General features: G+C 65.5%; 16 protein-coding genes and 3 pseudogenes. 10 read left to right on the forward strand and 9 right to left on the reverse strand.

The window, feature by feature from the left end:
• Genes ACFU4Z_RS31520 through ACFU4Z_RS31530 form a run of 3 tightly spaced genes read left to right on the forward strand, consistent with a single transcriptional unit; the run spans window position 1 to window position 2,644 of the window.
• Window positions 1-1,077, forward strand: coding sequence for a cupin domain-containing protein (locus ACFU4Z_RS31520; RefSeq protein ID WP_379070368.1), 1,077 nt, complete (start codon window positions 1-3; stop codon window positions 1,075-1,077).
• Window positions 1,078-1,083: 6 nt separating this feature from the next.
• Complete coding sequence (locus ACFU4Z_RS31525) at window positions 1,084-1,911, forward strand: fumarylacetoacetate hydrolase family protein (RefSeq protein WP_379070371.1); 828 nt, start codon at window positions 1,084-1,086, stop codon at window positions 1,909-1,911.
• Between the two features lie 13 nt (window positions 1,912-1,924).
• Window positions 1,925-2,644: a maleylpyruvate isomerase family mycothiol-dependent enzyme gene (locus tag ACFU4Z_RS31530; protein ID WP_379070374.1), complete on the forward strand. Its 720-nt coding sequence runs from the start codon at window positions 1,925-1,927 to the stop codon at window positions 2,642-2,644.
• A 529-nt stretch (window positions 2,645-3,173) separates the two neighbouring features.
• On the opposite strand, the gene ACFU4Z_RS31535 is transcribed toward ACFU4Z_RS31530, so the two are convergent.
• Together ACFU4Z_RS31535 and ACFU4Z_RS31540 are read right to left on the reverse strand one after the other, a co-directional pair.
• Complete coding sequence (locus tag ACFU4Z_RS31535; RefSeq protein ID WP_379070377.1) at window positions 3,174-3,929, reverse strand: ZIP family metal transporter; 756 nt, start codon at window positions 3,927-3,929, stop codon at window positions 3,174-3,176.
• A gap of 141 nt (window positions 3,930-4,070) precedes the next feature.
• Window positions 4,071-4,346: a GlsB/YeaQ/YmgE family stress response membrane protein gene (locus ACFU4Z_RS31540; RefSeq protein ID WP_379070380.1), complete on the reverse strand. Its 276-nt coding sequence runs from the start codon at window positions 4,344-4,346 to the stop codon at window positions 4,071-4,073.
• 353 nt (window positions 4,347-4,699) lie between these two features.
• On the opposite strand from ACFU4Z_RS31540, the gene ACFU4Z_RS31545 reads away from it, so the two are divergent.
• A complete protein-coding gene (locus ACFU4Z_RS31545; RefSeq protein ID WP_379070383.1) occupies window positions 4,700-4,873 on the forward strand; it encodes a hypothetical protein in 174 nt (57 codons plus the stop codon).
• A gap of 366 nt (window positions 4,874-5,239) precedes the next feature.
• Here the strand turns inward: ACFU4Z_RS31545 and ACFU4Z_RS31550 are convergent, their stop codons facing one another.
• Complete coding sequence (locus ACFU4Z_RS31550; protein WP_379070386.1) at window positions 5,240-5,776, reverse strand: MarR family winged helix-turn-helix transcriptional regulator; 537 nt, start codon at window positions 5,774-5,776, stop codon at window positions 5,240-5,242.
• Window positions 5,777-5,995: 219 nt separating this feature from the next.
• On the opposite strand from ACFU4Z_RS31550, the gene ACFU4Z_RS31555 reads away from it, so the two are divergent.
• From ACFU4Z_RS31555 to ACFU4Z_RS31565, 3 genes are all read left to right on the forward strand, one after another.
• Window positions 5,996-7,111, forward strand: coding sequence for an alkene reductase (locus tag ACFU4Z_RS31555; RefSeq protein WP_379070389.1), 1,116 nt, complete (start codon window positions 5,996-5,998; stop codon window positions 7,109-7,111).
• Between the two features lie 44 nt (window positions 7,112-7,155).
• On the forward strand, window positions 7,156-8,061 hold the full coding sequence (locus tag ACFU4Z_RS31560) for an NADP-dependent oxidoreductase (protein WP_379070392.1): 906 nt from the start codon (window positions 7,156-7,158) through the stop codon (window positions 8,059-8,061).
• A 146-nt stretch (window positions 8,062-8,207) separates the two neighbouring features.
• On the forward strand, window positions 8,208-9,047 hold the full coding sequence (locus ACFU4Z_RS31565; protein WP_379070434.1) for an alpha/beta fold hydrolase: 840 nt from the start codon (window positions 8,208-8,210) through the stop codon (window positions 9,045-9,047).
• On the opposite strand, the pseudogene ACFU4Z_RS31570 reads toward ACFU4Z_RS31565, so the two are convergent.
• Window positions 9,018-9,948 (reverse strand): annotated as a pseudogene (locus ACFU4Z_RS31570) (serine/threonine-protein kinase); the annotation flags it as partial. The gene ACFU4Z_RS31565 and the pseudogene ACFU4Z_RS31570 sit on opposite strands and share 30 nt — an antisense overlap.
• A 199-nt stretch (window positions 9,949-10,147) precedes the next feature.
• Here ACFU4Z_RS31570 and ACFU4Z_RS31575 point away from each other — a divergent pair.
• Both ACFU4Z_RS31575 and ACFU4Z_RS31580 read left to right on the forward strand, forming a co-directional pair.
• Window positions 10,148-10,568, forward strand: a pseudogene (locus tag ACFU4Z_RS31575) (transposase); the annotation flags it as partial.
• 488 nt (window positions 10,569-11,056) lie between these two features.
• The gene (locus tag ACFU4Z_RS31580; protein ID WP_379070394.1) at window positions 11,057-11,308 is read left to right on the forward strand and encodes a hypothetical protein; all 252 of its coding nucleotides are present in this window, start codon (window positions 11,057-11,059) and stop codon (window positions 11,306-11,308) included.
• A gap of 291 nt (window positions 11,309-11,599) precedes the next feature.
• Here the strand turns inward: ACFU4Z_RS31580 and ACFU4Z_RS31585 are convergent, their stop codons facing one another.
• The 3 genes and pseudogenes from ACFU4Z_RS31585 to ACFU4Z_RS31595 form a co-directional block, all read right to left on the reverse strand.
• A complete protein-coding gene (locus ACFU4Z_RS31585; protein WP_379070397.1) occupies window positions 11,600-11,845 on the reverse strand; it encodes a hypothetical protein in 246 nt (81 codons plus the stop codon).
• An 884-nt stretch (window positions 11,846-12,729) separates the two neighbouring features.
• Window positions 12,730-13,399: pseudogene (locus ACFU4Z_RS31590) on the reverse strand (ImmA/IrrE family metallo-endopeptidase); the annotation flags it as partial.
• Between the two features lie 299 nt (window positions 13,400-13,698).
• Window positions 13,699-14,256 (reverse strand): hypothetical protein, encoded by a 558-nt coding sequence (locus ACFU4Z_RS31595; RefSeq protein WP_379070400.1) that lies wholly within the window; start codon window positions 14,254-14,256, stop codon window positions 13,699-13,701.
• Window positions 14,257-14,863: 607 nt separating this feature from the next.
• Between ACFU4Z_RS31595 and ACFU4Z_RS31600 the strand changes: the two genes are divergently transcribed.
• Window positions 14,864-15,223 carry a hypothetical protein gene (locus tag ACFU4Z_RS31600; protein ID WP_379070403.1) on the forward strand — a complete coding sequence of 120 codons (360 nt, stop codon included), beginning with the start codon at window positions 14,864-14,866 and terminating at the stop codon, window positions 15,221-15,223.
• Between the two features lie 627 nt (window positions 15,224-15,850).
• Here the strand turns inward: ACFU4Z_RS31600 and ACFU4Z_RS31605 are convergent.
• Both ACFU4Z_RS31605 and ACFU4Z_RS31610 read right to left on the reverse strand, forming a co-directional pair.
• Window positions 15,851-16,372, reverse strand: coding sequence for a hypothetical protein (locus tag ACFU4Z_RS31605; RefSeq protein ID WP_379070406.1), 522 nt, complete (start codon window positions 16,370-16,372; stop codon window positions 15,851-15,853).
• Between the two features lie 301 nt (window positions 16,373-16,673).
• On the reverse strand, window positions 16,674-17,015 hold a 342-nt coding region (locus ACFU4Z_RS31610; RefSeq protein ID WP_379070409.1), incomplete at its 5' end, for a methyltransferase domain-containing protein.

The raw sequence follows: 17,015 nt of genomic DNA on the forward strand, positions 1-17,015 counted from the left end.
ATGACTGACACCGAGCCCCGCCTCAACGATGCTCCTCTCGAACAGCTCTACCGGGATTTCGAGGGCGCGCACTTGAACCCGCTGTGGACCCAGCTGGGCGACCTCATGCCGATGACGCCCACGTCCAAGGCTGTGCCGTTCGTTTGGAAGTGGTCGACGTTGTATCCGCTGGCCGAACGCGCGGGTGATCTCGTGCCGGTGGGCCGTGGGGGAGAGCGGCGTGCGATCGCCCTGGCCAATCCCGGTCTGGGTGGGGCGCCGTACGTGACGCCGACGTTGTGGGCAGCGATCCAATACCTGGGACCCAAGGAGATCGCGCCGGAACATCGGCACGCGCAGAACGCTTTCCGGTTCGTCGTCGAGGGTGCGGGAGTATGGACGGTTGTGAACGGCGATCCGGTCGCGATGCGCCGCGGCGATTTCCTGCTTACTCCCGGTTGGCATTTCCACGGCCATCACAATGAGACCGATCAACCGATGGCGTGGATCGACGGACTCGATATCCCATTCGTGCACTACACGGATACCGGGTTTTTCGAATTCGGATCCGAAGGCGTCACCGACGACTCGACGCCGGACGTGTCGCGTTCCGAGCGATTGTGGGCGCATCCCGGATTACGACCGCTGGTGGGGTTGGGCGCGAAAACGAGCTCGCCGATCGCCGCATACCGGTGGGAGCACACCGATGCGGCTCTACGGGAGCAACTGGCGCTCGAAGACGAGGGCTATGCGGCCACCACCGAGCCCGGACATGCAGCGGTCCGCTACACCAACCCCACAACCGGTGGCGATGTGATGCCGACGATCCGGGCGGAATTTCATCGCCTGCGCGAGGGCGCGCACACTCGTCCGCGCCGCCAGGTCGGGTCGACCGTCTACCAGGTGTTCGAGGGATCGGGCCGATTCGTTCTCGCCGGGGAGAGCCGCGCAGTGAGTAAGGGCGACATGATCGTCGTTCCGTCGTGGACGGAATGGTCCATCCGCGCCGACAGCGAGTTCGATCTCTTCGCGTTCTCCGACGCGCCCATCGTCGAGCGCCTGCACCTCGCCCGCACCCACATTTCCGAAGGAGCCTGACCAATCATGAGACTTGCCACCCTGCGTCTCGAAGGTGCCACTGCCGCCGTGCGGGTCGACGACGATGCCAGTGCCACCGTCATCGACGGGTACGCCGACCTGTCCGCTCTGATGGACGATGAGAATTGGAAGACGTTGGCGGAGAACGCCGCGGGTGCCACCCTCGACCTCTCCGGCGCCGACTACGCGCCGGTGGTTCCGCATCCCGGAAAGATCGTCTGCGTCGGGCTCAACTACGCCACACACATCAAGGAAATGGGTCGTGATCTGCCTGAATACCCCACGCTGTTCGCCAAGTTCAAAGAAGCGCTAATAGGCCCCTACGACGACGTGGTCGTCCCGGCTTATGCTGCCTCGCAACTGGATTGGGAAGGTGAGCTGGCTTTCGTCATCGGCAAGCGGGCCTACCAGGTGTCCGAGATCGACGCCTCCGCCTATATTGCCGGGTACTCGGTGATCAACGACTACACGATGCGCGACTACCAGTACCGCACCTTGCAATGGGATCAGGGCAAGACGTTCGAGAAGACCAGCGGCTTCGGCCCGTTCCTCACCACAACCGACTCATACTCCTTCGGTGGCGCGCTCGAGACGAAACTCGACGGGCAGGTCGTGCAGAGCACCACTACTGACGATCTCGTGTTCACACCGCCGAAACTGGTCGAATACATCTCGCATATCGTCACTCTGCAGCCCGGAGACGTGGTCATCACCGGCACCACCGGTGGCGTCGGACACGCCCGCAAACCGGCCGTCTACATCCAGGACGGACAGACCGTCGAGGTGCGCATCGAAGGTCTCGGATCGGTGAAGAACAAGACGATCGTCAAGTAGAAGCGAGGCGTCCGTGAGCTTTCACGATCTGACGTTGCCCGAGCGGTTGTTGATCGCCCGCCGCGGCACTTCGTACTTCGCACAACGTCTCGCCGAGTTGGTCGACGACGACCTCGACGGTGACTGCCTACTGCCGGGCTGGACTCGCCGGCACCTGCTGGCCCACGTCGGATACAATGCCGCAGCATTGTGCCGGGTGCTGGACTGGGCGGCGACCGGCATCGAGACGCCGATGTACACCTGCGCCGATCAACGGAATCGCGAGATCGACGAGGGCGCAACTCTCAACGCGGCGGCATTGCGAAACCTCTTCGACCACACCGTTGCTCGGCTGAACGAGAAGTGGTGTGAGCTGCCGGAATCGGCATGGTCGGCCGAAGTGCGCACGGCGCAGGGGCGCCTCGTCGAGGCGTCGGAAACCGCGTGGATGCGTACTCGTGAGGTGTGGATCCACGCGGTCGACCTGGACAACGGCGGCCGCTTCACGGACTTTCCCGACGATGTTCTCGACTCGCTGCTCATCGACATCGTCGGCATGTGGAAGAAGAAAGCCCTCGGCGCGGGTCTCGTTCTGTCAGTCGACGGCCGGTCTTCCATTGTCGTGCAGCAGGAGTCGTCACCGGGCGGAATCGTTTCCGGCCCGCTACCGGCGGTGGTCCGATGGGCCGCCGGACGCGGCTCGGTTGGCGTGCAAGTGGATGGTGATATCGACGGTCCGCCGACCTGGCTGTGACAGGCGGTCGGCGGATCCACCGGTGACAGCCAGGTTTGACGTCCGCCTGTCACTTCCACGACCATGCCTGTCATATGCGAGGACAGATCGACCCACCACCGGTGTCCCGCATGATGCCGGCCGCCAGGCGGGCGCCGTTCCAGCAGCCGCGCAGGTGGACCTGAACGACTTCGTGGTTGGTCGCCGGATTCGACTCGAGGAACTCGATTTTCGTGCAGCCCGCGGAGCCTCTTTCAACCCGGACAGCTGACTATTGCAGGAGGCACGCACTCGTGAGGCACTGAGACTTGCTCTCGACTCATCCTCAAGGCAGAGGCCGGGAGTAGGCAAGGAGCGCCGTTCATGGCTGCCAAGAGTCGCCGTTCGGCCGCGACGGGCGAATACGTCAGCGAGAAGACCGCCGAGGAGAATCCGCGCACCACCCTCAGAGAGAACGAAACCACCACCAAGGGGAGCAGCGTCATGACCACCCGGCTCTGCGAGCCGGCTCGCGGTCGGCAGATCCCGCCGAGTTCGTCGGGCTGTCGGATCAGTCGAGGTGCGACAGGGCGAACGCGGTCAGGAAGCCAACGACGGTGATGACCCCGATCCACAGATGCGCGTCCTCGAAAGCTTCCGGGATCATGGTGTCGGCGATCATGCACAGGATCGCCCCACCGGCCAGGGCGGTGATCGCGGCCAGCACCGCCGGTGAGGCATCGCCGAGCAGGGCATATCCGGCCATCGCCGCGACCGCACTGACCACCGCGATCGCGGTCCACAATCCGAACACGTAGGCGCGGCTGCGCCCGGCGCGGCGCATACCCGAGGCGCTGGACAGTCCCTCGGGGACGTTGCTGATGAACACCGCCACCACCGTGACCGCGCTGACTGGGCCGCCACCGAGCAGGCTCGCGCCGATCACGATGGACTCCGGTATCCCGTCCAACAGCGCGCCCAACGCGATCGCGGTCCCGGAACCGGACTGCTCGGATTCGCTGGGTTGTTGGTCGCCGGAGCGTTTGCGATGGCGCGCTCCGCGCGAGGCCAGCCACACATTCGCTCCCGTATATGCCCCGGCTCCGACTACCGCGCCCACGGTGGTGGGCACGATGCCGGCGCGTTCGTGGGCTTCGGCGATCAACTCGAACGACACCGCCGACAACAGCACCCCGCTGCCGAAGGCCATGATCGCGGCCACCACCCCTACCGGGATCCGTACCACGTAGCCCATGAAGGCACCGACCAGCAGCGCCGACCCGGCCAGCAGACCCCACCCACCCGCGGTCAACACACCCGACAACACTCGACGCACTCCTCACCACTACCGACGACGCCGAATTCGACGGCGCCACACCGACACCGGCCTGTCAGCGCAACCGCCGCAGACAGCTGTCGAAGGCAGTCAACCCGCGGGCGGCTGCCCTCGACAACCGAAAACTACGGATCAGCGCAGTGCACCGCGACGTCCGGTGACCAGACCGACCAGGAACAGCAGGATCACCGCGCCACCGAGGCAGGTGAAGAAGCTGAACCAGAGGCCACCGCCCTCGACGTCGGTGCCGAGCAGTTTCAGCAGGAACCCGCCCAACAGACCACCGAAGACACCGACGACGACGTTGAGCAGGATGCCCTGCTGGGCATCGGTTTTCATGATCTTGCTGGCGATCCATCCTGCCAGGCCGCCGATGATGATCCAGCCGAGGATTCCGAGTCCGAGCATCGCAATCGTTCCTTTCGATCTCCACCCCCGTGCCGGCAGGCGGAACGTCCATTCGGACTCCGAGATACCCGCCAACAACCCCACCAATCCCTCACCGCGCAAACAGATCGCCCACACCGCTGGTGCCGGGCCGGTTCGTGTTTGCGCAGTGCAGCCCCCGGCGCCTCGCGGCCCCGGGCCACAGCCACGTCGGAAATCACCAGCGCAGTATGCGAGCGCTCGCCAACCATGTAGGCGCTCACCGACTCTTTCGGGCAAAGGCCGCGGCATAGGTGGACCAAGGACCGAATGTTGACCTGCCTCCCGTTCTGGAAACGGCCATTTCTCCACGCAAACGGCGCCTGCTCACCGGCATGAACACCGCGATCGACGCCTACAACCGCCCACCCCAGACCGGCAATGGGCCGCCGCCCACGCTCAGTGGTGACAATAGGGTGATCAAGCATGTGACCTTCGGCAGTAGATGGCCGGAAATCTTCGGCGCTATCGGGCCGCCAGCCCTCGCCGAACAGTGGAAGTCGTCGTGACCCGGGGTGGTTCCGGCGATTTTGCGCAGGCAACGAGCGCAGATGACGTGGGATTGGGTCGGTTCCAGCGCTGAGGGTGACCATCCGGCGACACTGGTGTGACACAACAACTCTGGCACTACTTCCTCGCCGACCCGTTGCCCGACGCTGACCGCGTGCACGGTGCGCCCGCCACGGACGGCGGCGTGCACGCCCGGGTCGCCGAACGCGGCCCGCGTGGAGGCGGCCAGCGGTCAACTGGGCACCTGTGTCGACTGGCAAATCACGATCGATCCGCCACGCGTCACCACTGCGTCACGAGATCCACTGGCGCACAGCGCGAGCTGCCCGGTCGCCCGACCGTCGTTGCCCATCCCGCGGAAGCCGCTACCGCTCGGCGTCTGCGCCTGCGGGATCGACGGCCGCCTGCAGGAGGTTCCGTTCCAGCCGCTCCAGGGTGTCCAGGGCCGCAGTGCGTTCGTCGGCGGTCATACCCTCGGCCACGAGGGCCTCGAGCTGGCTCCAGCTCTGTTCGACCTCACGGCGCAGGGCGTGGCTGGCCGCGGTTGGTTCGATGAGTGAGGCGCGCCTGTCGGTGGGTGATGGGCGACGGCGGACGAAGCCGGCCTGTTCCAGGCGTTGGACCGTGCGGGTCATGGTGGCGGCGTCGGAGTCCATCAGGCGCACCAGGTCGGTCTGGCGCTGGGCGCCGAGTTCCCACAGGTGCATCATGACCAGCTCCTGACCGGGGTGCAGGCCGATACGGCGCAGCAGGTGTCCGGCGAGCATGCGGTGCAGGCGGGCGAGGCGGAAGATCGCGTGGCTGATGGGTCCGCCGCCGGCTGCGGCAGGCACCGGGACGCTCGTCGCCTCCGATCCGGTCACTGAGGGAGCCTCCCTTGCCGCCGGGGTGTGCTGCGTCATCTGTTACTCACTTTCCTGATTGATCAGCTAAATGTAGCGCGTTGCCGTCTTCAAGCGAGGAGGAACATTCTTCGCTTGACATATTGCCTGGTAGAGCTGCGTGATGTGGATCACGTGCTGGCCGGGAAGCTATTTGTGCTGTTTACTTGTTCGAACAGGTAAATGCTGCGGTGGACCCGTTTGGGGCCGCAGAACACCACTACTGGCGAGGGAACGACCATGACTACTGCTTTCGATCCGATCGTGCTGGGCGGCCGCCGCCTGGCGAGCCGCGTCGTGATGGCACCGATGACCCGCAGCCGCGCTTTCGGGCCCGGCGCGAAGCCAACGGAACTGACGGCGACGTACTACGCGCAGCGCGCCACCGCCGGGCTGATCGTCACGGAGGGCATCCAGCCCTCGCCGGTCGGGCAGGGCTACCCCGACACCCCCGGCCTGCACACGCGCGGGCAGGTAGCCGCCTGGCGGATAGTGACCAAAGCCGTGCATCGCGAAGGCGGCGTGATCTTCGCGCAGCTGATGCACACCGGCCGGATCGGCCACCCCAGCCTGCTGCCCGACGGCCTGGTGCCGGTGGGCCCGTCGGCGGTGGCCGCCCGGGGCCAGGTCTTCACCCACGCGGGGCCGAAGGACTTCGTCACGCCGAAGGAGCTGAGCGAGGCGGATATCCGGCAGACGATCGCCGACTTCGCCGACGCGGCCAAGCGCGCGATCGAGGCCGGATTCGACGGGGTGGAGATCCACGGCGCCAACGGCTACCTGATCCACCAGTTCCTCGCCCCTAACACCAACCGGCGCACCGACGCCTGGGGCGGGGACACCGAGGGCCTGATCCGCTTCGCGGTGGAGGTCGTCGCCGCCGTGGCCGAGACGATCGGCGGCCACCGGGTAGGCCTGCGGATTTCGCCCGGGAACCCGTTCAACGACATCGCCGAGCCCGACCCCGGCGAGGTCTACGAGGCACTGCTGGAGAAGCTCGCCGACCTGGACCTGGCCTACCTGCACGTGATGGAGGGCCCGGACGGTGACCTGACCACACGGCTGCGCAAGGCCTGGCCGGGCACGTTCGTCCTCAACCCGTTCACCCACCCGGCCGCCACCGGCCCCGATGCTCTGAAGCTGGTCGAGGACGGCAGCGCCGACATGGTCGCCTATGGGGCGCTGTTCCTGGCCAACCCGGACCTGCCGACCCGCCTGGCCACCGGCGGCCCGTTCAACACCCCGGACCCGGCCACGTTCTACGGCGGCGACCACCGCGGCTACACCGACTACCCCACCCTGGGCCACCTGAGCGGCGACCCCGCCAGCGCAGCCGTGATCGTGCCCGCACAGTGAGTCACAGCGTGCCTTCCCCCCACCCCTCAACCTAGGAGTTCCCGATGTCCACTGCGATCACCTTCTCCGAGTACGGCCCGCCCGCGGTGCTGCGACCGACCGAGGTTGCAACGCCTGAGCCGGGCCCGGGCCAGGTCAGGATCGCCGTCAAGGCTGCCTCCGTGAACCCGCTCGACATGAAGATCCGCTCCGGCCTGATGGCCAACGTCGCCCCGGCCCGCTTTCCCATGATCCCCGGCTTGGACGCGGCCGGTGTCGTCGACGCCGTCGGCCAGGGAGCCGCCGCTGCCATGGGCGACGAGGTCCTCGGCGCCACCGTCGGCGGCAGCTACAGCGAGTACGCGCTGCTGGAGCGGCCGGTGGCCAAGCCCGAAGTGCTGTCGTGGGAGGTCGCTGCGTCGCTGGTCACGGTCGGCCAGACCGCGTTCCGTGTCCTTGGGCAGCTGGGCGTGCAGGCGGGGCAGACCCTGCTCGTCCACGGCGCCGCCGGCAGTGTGGGCGTCATCGCGGTGCAGCTGGCTGTCGCCCGCGGCATCACCGTCATCGGCACCGCCGCCGAGCCTGACCTGGACCGCGTCACCGCGCTCGGCGCTACCGCCGTCCCCTACGGCGACGGCTGGGCGGAGCGGGTGAGGGCCGAGGCCGCGAAAGGAGTCGACTTCGTCTTCGACGCCTCCGGCGCCGGCGTGCTCGCCGACTCCGTCGCCCTGACCCGCGATGCGGGAAAGGTCATCACAATCGCCGACATGTCCGCCCAGAAGCACGAAGTCCGCTTCAGTGCCGGCAACGCCGACCAGGCTGGCGACTCCCTGCCGGAGCTGGTGCAGCTGGCCGCCGCCGGAAAGCTCACTGTGCCGGTCTGGCGCACCTACCCCCTGACGGAAGCCGCTCAGGCCCACGCCGACCTCGAAGCCCACCGCAACCAGGGCAAGGCCGTCCTGCTGCCCTGACCGCCGCTGCGCCGCCGGGTCCCTGGCCGCCCGCCCGGGAGCAGAGGGGCAGATCCGCTCCCAGACCAAACACTGCACCACCTGACCTGATCACCCTCGAAGAACGGAACCCACAATGTCCGAGCGCACCCTGCCCGAAGCGACCTTTGCACGCACCGTCCTGGGCTCCGGCCCCGCCCTCGCCCTCGCCCACGGCGCCGGCAGCAGCATCGCCGGCACCTACGGCCCGATCCTGGAAGCCCTCGCCGCCCGCCACACCGTCGTCGGCGTCGACTACCCCGGCAGCGGCGACACCCCCCCGCTCCACCACGCCCCTGTCACTGGACGACCTGGCCGACCAGCTTGTCGCCGCCGCCGTCGCCGAAGGCCTGGACACCTTCGCCGTGTCCGGCTACTCCCTCGGCGGCCCCGTCGCCATCCGCGCCGCCGCCCGCCACCCCGAGCGCGTCACCGCCCTCGTGCTGACCGCGACCTTCCCCCACCCCGACAACCGCCTCATGCTCGCCACCTCGCTCTGGCGCAAGCTGGCCGAATCCGGCGACAGCGGAATGCTCGCCGAATACCTCACGATGATGGCCGTCGGCGCAGACGCCCTCGAGGCAATTCCGGACGAGCAGCTCCAGCAGGCCGTCGGCTTCACCGCCGCCAGCATCGCCGACGGCACCCCAGAGCACGCCGAACTCGCCCCCCGGGTCGACGTCCGCGACGACCTGGCGCACATCAAGGTCCCCACCCTGGTCATCTCCACCATCCAGGACTGGTTCACCTCCACCCGCCTGCACCGCCAGCTCGCAGACGGCATCCCCGGCGCCCAGCTCGCGGAGATCCGCACCGGCCACCTGCCCATGGTGGAACGGCCCGACGAGTGGCAGCAGCTCATCACCGATGAGCCGCACCAAGGTTGCCGTCATCGGCTCGGGCAATATCGGCACCGACCTCGAGGAGGACTTCCCATGTTCGGATGGCATGACCCCGTGCCCTGCTGAGGGCGGGGTGTACAGGGCCATATCATCGACGGGAAAACCATGGTGGCGCTGGGATGCCCGGAGTTGCTCACCCAGTTCCACGGCAGAAGGGCGCTTACCCAAGGCGCTGGACATAGCGCGTTCGATGATGGCACTGACGTCCTCGGAAATGCCGTGTTCCCGCAGGTTCGGGACCGGCTCGGAGGAGATCCGGAGGAACTGGGCCACCACCTGCTCACCGTTGCGGCGTTCGAAGGCGGCATGCCCGGTGATCGCAGCAAACAAGGTAGTGCCCAGGCCATAGACGTCCGCGGCCGGACTCGGCGGCTCGCCCGCCACCACTTCCGGTGCGGTGAAGGCCGGTGTACCTGTCATGATGCCGGTTCCTGTGACGAACCCGCCTTCGAAATGAGCGATTCCGAAGTCCACCAGCGTGGGCTCGTCGTGATCGGTGAAAAGGATATTCGCAGGCTTGACGTCGCGATGAAGAACCCAAAGCGATGCGCCGTTTCGAGAGCCCCGGCCATCTTCACCCCCAGCCGCAGCGCTTCCTCCAGGCCCAGCGGCCCATTGCCGCGGATCCGTGTGTCGAGAGAGCCATGCGGGTAGTACGGCATGACGATGAAGGGTCGACCGTTGCCGGTGGCGCCGGCATGCAGGACTTGGACAATATTGGGCTGTCCGGTCAGCCTGCCCGCTGCGCGCTGCTCGCGGAAGAACCGCGCCCGACTATCCTCGTCGAGATCGGCGGTGAGAACCTTGACCGCCACCACGCGGTCGAGCGAAGCCTCCATACAGCGATAGACAGCGCCGAAACCGCCGCGGCCGACCTCTGTGGCGTCGTCGAACCCGCCGCAGCCAGCTCCGCTGTAACCGAACCGGACGCGTCGCGTTGCGTCGCGAATGAATCGGCGGCGGTCATCGACGACACCGAGTCGTAACAAACAAGCTCATGGCACAAGCACCACCGCTCACCGATCGATGACGTATCCCAGGATTGCTCGACTACTGGGCGTCGGTAGGTCGCCTCAAGGGGGCCCGTATGGTCCAGTGCTGTGATGGCGCGGGGTACGTCGAGCCGACTTCGCCTGGCTGCATGCCGCCGTGCTTGGGTGCATGGTGCATCTCGCAAGTATTGGGCCGAGATGAGCAAGGATCTGCGACCGGTCTATGCCGCGGCGACCGAAGCCGCCGCTAAGGAATGCTTCGGCGAGTTCGCCGCGAAATGGGGCGGGCGGCATCCGGCGATCGTGCGGTGGGGGAGAACGCATGGACCGAGTTCGTGCTTTTCCTGGACTACGACGTCGAGATCCGGCGGGTGATCTGCTCCACCGATGCCATCGAGCCCCTCAACACCCGCGACTGGCGCGCGATTCGGGCGGGTGGTCACTTCCCGACCGGGCAGGCCGCGTTGAAGTGCCTGTATCTGGTGCCCCGTTCACGGATCCCCCCGGTCGAAGCAAGGCACGATGGGCGATGAGGTGGAAATCAGTGCTCAACGCGTCCGCGATCGAAGGCCGAATCACCCCGACCGGGAACTAGCCAACACCGGGACCGGATCCACCGTTTATCAGACTCTCCTTGCCCGCACCACCCATAGCTGCAGAATACGCCGCTCCGTGGGTGCGTCCGATGGCGGAATCCGCGTACCGGTAGCTCTACGAGCTGCGATATAGGCATAAAAGCGGGTGTTTTCACCCGTTTCTGCGCAGTGCCGTTCTGTGATGCTTATGCAACCGGCATAAGCAGGAGGTTGATGTTGATAGGTGTTGATAAAGATCTGGACCAACGTCTGCGGGTTGGAAGTATGGATTCCACTGTGCCTGCGCTCTGGTGGGCAGTCGACGATCTGGCACCGACCCCCGCGAGCGCGGCCGAGGTCACGGGCAACACTTGGCGCGCATACCAGAGCAGAGTGCGGCTCGATCCTGCCGGATCACCGGCCGACATGGCGGCGCGTCACCGAGCTCGGCCGGTCGATGCTGATCACTACAGGCATGAACTACGCCTAGAGCGACGGGGGGCTGGGGATGGATGATGTGCGTCGAACCGAAGCCGACGGCCTGTACGTGACGTGGCGCTTGGTTCAGCATCATATGATCTCCATCGTCGCTGTGCACAATGCATCCGACGCCTCGCTGGTCGTAACCTTCGGCCCCGATATGTTTTCGGACCTCGCGCAAGCACGAGAATTGCTGCCGAAACTGACGAAGCTGTGGGACGCCGTGCGCCACGACTACTGGACCAATTTCATTGCGCCGCACCCGCAGGTGACCAGATGAAGGCAATCGGCATGCCCCCGGCACTCACCCCGGATGCCTGGTGCCGCAGGTGGGCGATCGCAGAAACGACCGCCGCCGCAGTCGATCTGATCTCGCCACCATAGGTCATCTGAGCAGAACAGGTTTCGAGATCTGAACTGGTAGATCGTCCCTGAGACATGGTCGAAGTGAGCGTCTGAGAACTCCGGTTGTGGGTGTGTGACTTGAGATTTGAGTGAACTCCTGGTAGGGCAGTGTCTGCTCGGATTTCCAGCACGCCAGCGGTCGCCTCGACCGCACACCTGCTCTGAACTACGGGGACGGCGACTGCTTGCCGGTTGGCGATCGGAGTAGGACACTCCGAGCGAACGCAGCGCTGGCTCGGTCATCACGGTGGTCACCAGCGCCATCACCACCCAGCAGGGAATACAGATCCGGGCCGATCAAGCCGGTCGTGAGCCCGATGTGCAAGATCACCAGTTCGGTGAGCCCTCGGGTGTTGAGCAACGTCGTGACCGCGGCGGCCGACTGGGCGTCCATGCCGGCCAGCCGACCCACTAGAAGGATGCTGCCGAACGACCACTGCTGCGGCCACGATGATGACGAGTTCGCCGATGCCGGTCATATCCAGTGTTTCGAGGTCGACGGCGAGGCCTGTTGATCGAGGCCGAAAACACCAGTGGCCTAACGGCTCCGAGCAAGTCCGCACTCTATCGCGCTGTCGCGGCTGATGTCAGCAGCGACGACCGTGCCGGACGGCGCAAGGGTGAGCGTGCCCGCCGCGTCAACTGGTCTGCTTTCAGATCCGCCAAGGGGCTGTTTGGCGTCGACGAGCGGGGATCACGGATCGGCAGCCCAGACAACCGATGAAATCCCGCGCCGAAATGCGCTGAGCAGATTGCCTTTCCGGTCGTACCGTGAAGCGGGTGAGCATTGTTTCGGACTACGAGCAGCTGATCGCAGACCAGACTCGCGTGCTGGGGCTGATCATCGTGACACCCTGACCAGGCTGCGCCGACTGGCCGAATTCCAGTTCGACTGCCGCGATTTCGCCGGGGCGGTCGTCGGCTACGAGCAACTACATGCCGCCCGAGCACGCATCCTCGGTGCCGATCACGAGGAGACGATTCCGGCGCTGGTCGACGGCTGTACGGGCGATTGCTGTCGATTGCGATACCGGCTGCCACCTCGACTGCCTGCACAACCGACTCGTCGTCGTTGGCTCAGGGGTTCAGAAGCGATGTTGAATGCCCGAGTACCTACCGGATCGTTGTACATGGTCGGCGGCCAGGCCCTGCGCGTCGGCAAACTGTGCCTCAGAGATCATTTAGGGCGGTGTGGCACTGTCGTGCCTGGAATGCATTGACCCAGCTCGCCCGGAGAGCTGAACCGCCACGCTTCACCGCACACATCCAGTCTGCGCCAAGAGATCTGGGCAGTCGTTATGCGCGTCGGCGCTGTCGGAATTGGTCGAATGCGATCACGGTGCCGCCCTCTTTCGGCGTGCGGACGCAGGCGCAGTGCTCGGCAGGCGGGCGGGAGCGGACCGCTGCCCGGCCAGGAAGTCTTCGAGGAGGTCCTGGGGCCACATCAGCTGGTGCGGAGCGAGCATGGCCGCCGTCGTGGCACCATAGCAGCGCTCGACCAGCGCAAGATCAGCCGCGGCCGTTCAGGTTCGCGTGCGTCCCAGCCGGGTTCGGTCTTGCCCCAGGTATGTCCGATGTCGGGGTTGAGGCGGGTGTAGAGCTGGCGGCGCAACATCTCGTAGCGTTGCTGCTCGATCAGCCCCGACGCGGCCAGATGGCGAATCAGCGCGCCGATGGAGATGCCCCACTTCAATTTCAGCGGAACGAGATTCAGCAGCGACGGCACCTTCGGCACTTCGGCGGCGATCGCCTTAGCAGGGGCGATCAGCTCGGAGGCAAACCGTGACGCTTCCAATTCCTGGTCCTCGGTGACCTCCCCACCACCGGCGTGCAGCACGAGATGGCCGATCTCGTGGCCGACCGTCCAGCGCGTGCGCTCCCAAGAAGCACTGGCACGCACCACCACCAGCGGACGGTCTCCGTATTCACCAACCCGCGTCGAGTACCCCAGGTGTTTCTCCGAGAGCCGGAGATATTTCATACGTTCTACTACTTCACAAGAGGTCGCCGTTGCGGCCTCGACTCCGGTAATCGCTAGAAGGTCCGGCGAGGGCTGGACCGGGCTCGATGCTGCTGAGGCCGATCGCAGTGTTGTGCTTCATCGATCTAGCTCGTAGGCGCGGCGGCGACGTCTGGTTCGCTCGGACATCGGCAGATTCCTCCCTGACTCAATCCCCTGGCGCGCACCGGATTTCCCGGGCACAAGATCAATGATGCCGCCGATCACCGACAGACCGGCTCGCGACACGGTGTGAGCGTGAGGGGTCAAAACGATAACCGGGCGAAGTGCGGGTCATGAACGATCAGCTGCCATTCGGGGGTTGCGCAGGGGACACGACCGAGGACTTCGAGCCCGGCGATGCCGTCGGTGAGGACACGGCCCATCGTTTCCTCACCGACAAAGTAGTTGCCCTGCAACCCGCGGCAGCGTGGGCAACTCACGGCTATGGTCCATGCCTTCAACGATTGGCTGTACACCGAGCCGATCGTGTCGGTGATGTCGCGGCGGCCGATCCTGTCGAGCAGCCGGGCCGCGGTAGCCAGCAATGTGCCGTCCTCGTCCTGGGTTGTGATCAGGTGGCGATACTCCGGCGCGGTCTGGTATGGATACAACCCGGAGACGCAGACCACCTCCTCACCGCAGAGCCAGCACGCACGGGTCAATCCCAGCACCAGCACGGTCACCCACGCCGCCGCGTGTGGTGTGGACTGCCGGATCTCAGTATCGGGATCGTGCTCGATTCCCAGGCAGGTCAGGCACATCAAGGCTTTGCCCGTCACTGCGTTGTCGCGGATGATGCCGCCACGTGCGCGTAGCAGCACCGAACATCGCCCGCATGGCGCTGCGTACCGGTTGTGGTCAGCGAAGCGCCCAGTAACAACATCCCGACCGTTCATATTTTCGCTCCCACCTGCGAATCCGGTTCTGCCCCATGCATCTTTGCGTCAATCAGGCATTTCAGCCCGGACGCCGAGCGATTCACCCGGCCGTCGCTGTCTCCGAGTGTGTCACCAATCTCATTGAGCCACAGTGCTTTCCAACGGGACAAACCCCATGTGACCGGAATTGATCATGGCGTGGCCCGCCGACACAAACTCAGCCGGCCATCGCCCATGCACGTGCCAGTTGCGAGGCACAGCGAATTCCGGCGGTTCAGTGTTCGCTCGTGCAGGGCTTGTGGCGGAACGGAATACAGCTCAGCAGCCGCGTCGGCATGCCGGATGCGGTGGGGGATGGCCGGACTATGCCGTCCCTGAGATCACCGACCAGCAAAAGACCTCCGATTCCGCTAGCTGTCAAGCGGCGGAACGTTCTGTCGGTGTGTTGGTAGGTTGTCCGAAGGCTTTGGCGGGTCGAAGGTCTGGTGGGTTGGCGGGCGGTGGGACGAGCTTGCCGAGGATCTTGTTGGACTTCGGTTAGCCTCCATCCATGTCGTCGGATCCGACTGCTGGTTCTCCGGCGCAGCGATTGACCGAGCTGGCTCACCGCGCGGCGGAGTTGCTCCGAGTGAACGGGTTCGCGTGGGGCCCAGCGGTGGCCACTGGCACTCAACTCACCTTCGATGGCGCGCTCGCCAGGGCAGCAGAGGTCCCAGGGGATGCGTACGTCGTCGAGCAGGGGTTTTCGTGGCGCTCGGCCTTCGGCGAGCGCAGTCTGGGCAGGCCGGTCCTGCCGGGCGCGTTCGCTCCTGGTGCTGTCGAGGCTCATATCGATTACCTCGCGCGACTCGAGATCGCCGACGCCCACTTGCTTAGTTCGCCGTCGACTGGGAGCACGTGCTCGACCTGAACACCGCGATCAACTCGATCCCGTTCGAAGCGTGGTTTCCCGTGCCGCGGTGCTCATGCCGGTGGATACCGAGAAACGGAATCACGCCTGGGTGGCCGTACGCGACCATGCACAGCAGCAGGGACGGTATCGGCAATGGCGAGACACCCTCGACCTGGTCACCTCCATTTCCAAACCTGCGTGACTTCCCCCGACCGAAGTCTGCCCGAAGACCTGGCCGCATTTGCGGCAGCCCATATGATCGGTCGAGATGCCATGGCGGTCATCGCTTTCTGTGAGCGCTCCCCTGACGCCTTACTTACCGTGCACCTGGACGAGCTGATCGCGCCGTGGCGCGCTGGCCGGATCGGAGGGCGACCGGATCGCCTACGCCGCAGCTGCCCGACGGGCCGGCGCCATCGCCAGCGATCTACCTGCGCCTGACTCCTACGACCCCGAACTCGACGACTACGACCTCAGTCTGGAAGACGCTGTCATCGATGACTGATTACCGATACCAGCGACGCTCACGGGGTCGGTGCCCTGGCGTCGGGCCGGAGGGACAAGCGCAGAAGACCGTCCGATTCGCTAAGAGTCAAGCCGCAGCGGGTTCGGTTGGCTGAGCGAGGGGTTGGCCGCATGGCGCGATCACTGAAATGGCCTGTGGTCAGGGAGTGACCTGTTTCCGTTGCCGCGGGCCAGGATGGTCGCGGCCCGATGCGCCACCTTTTGGATGATGCGTTCGGTGGGGCCACCGAAACTGGTGCGGTAAGGCGAGTAGAAGGTGAGAACACCGAGCGCGGCGCGGTCGCGGCCTGCGATCAAAGGCTGGCAATGCAGTGACCGAACACCCAGCACGACCAGACGGGCAATACAGTCCGCCCAGCGGTGCTCGACCATGAGGTCGGCCACGGTCACCGGACACGCGGTGACAAGACACTCCAGCACCGGTCCCGCCGGGTAAGTCAGCTGGGCGTGTTCCCACTGTTGCGCGCGCGGCGTCGAGGAGGCGATCGCAGCGAGCTCGCCCCGCCGGTAGGTGGTGATTCCCACCGCGGGGTGTCCAGGCACCTGCGTTGCGGCCAAGGCGATCAGTTGGCGCACAACCGCATATTTGGAGTCCAGACCGAAACGCTTGTCGGTAACCGGAGTGGTCAAAAACTGTGGCATCTGACCCCCTAGCCTCGCTCGGAAAGTCCATAGCTGCGCAGACGGGATTACCTCCGCCCGACGGCGCTGGAGGTAACAACAGTGCCCGACCAGTATCGACCCAGCAACCGACCGGTGTGTTCGATTCGCGGGAAATGGATGATTGCGTAGAGGCAATGGCTGCGGCTGGAGGCCCGGGGCTACTCGCGTCGCGCCATTGCAGCGGTCAGTGCCGCCTGGGTGAACGGCCGGTGGCGTATCGAAATTTCGTGCACGACCTGCAGAGGGTGCGAGCACAGGGAGTGGCTACCGAATCGGTGTATCACCTGATCCCTTCGGCCTGCGCGACGGATATCGGCTCGTGATCGACCGCCGTGAAGACGTCGATGGACATGTCCTCGTCCCGGTAGTGCGCCAGCGTCGACAAGCCACGAGTGGTCCACGCGATCGCGTGGACCTGATCACCGGACATCGGGTACTCGGGCACTTTTCGTCGCCAGTGCACACACAGCACCGTGCCGCCGGGTTCGAGGTGTTCGACGGCGCGGTCGAACACCGCACGCAGGCTTGCGGCGTCGAGGTAATAGCAGACCTCACTGAAAACGATCAGGTCGAATCGCTCGTCGGGCCATTCCTCGCCGAGTGCCCAGCGGCGGAATTCGAC

This window comes from Nocardia sp. NPDC057440 (assembly GCF_042802915.1).
Classification (GTDB): domain Bacteria; phylum Actinomycetota; class Actinomycetes; order Mycobacteriales; family Mycobacteriaceae; genus Nocardia.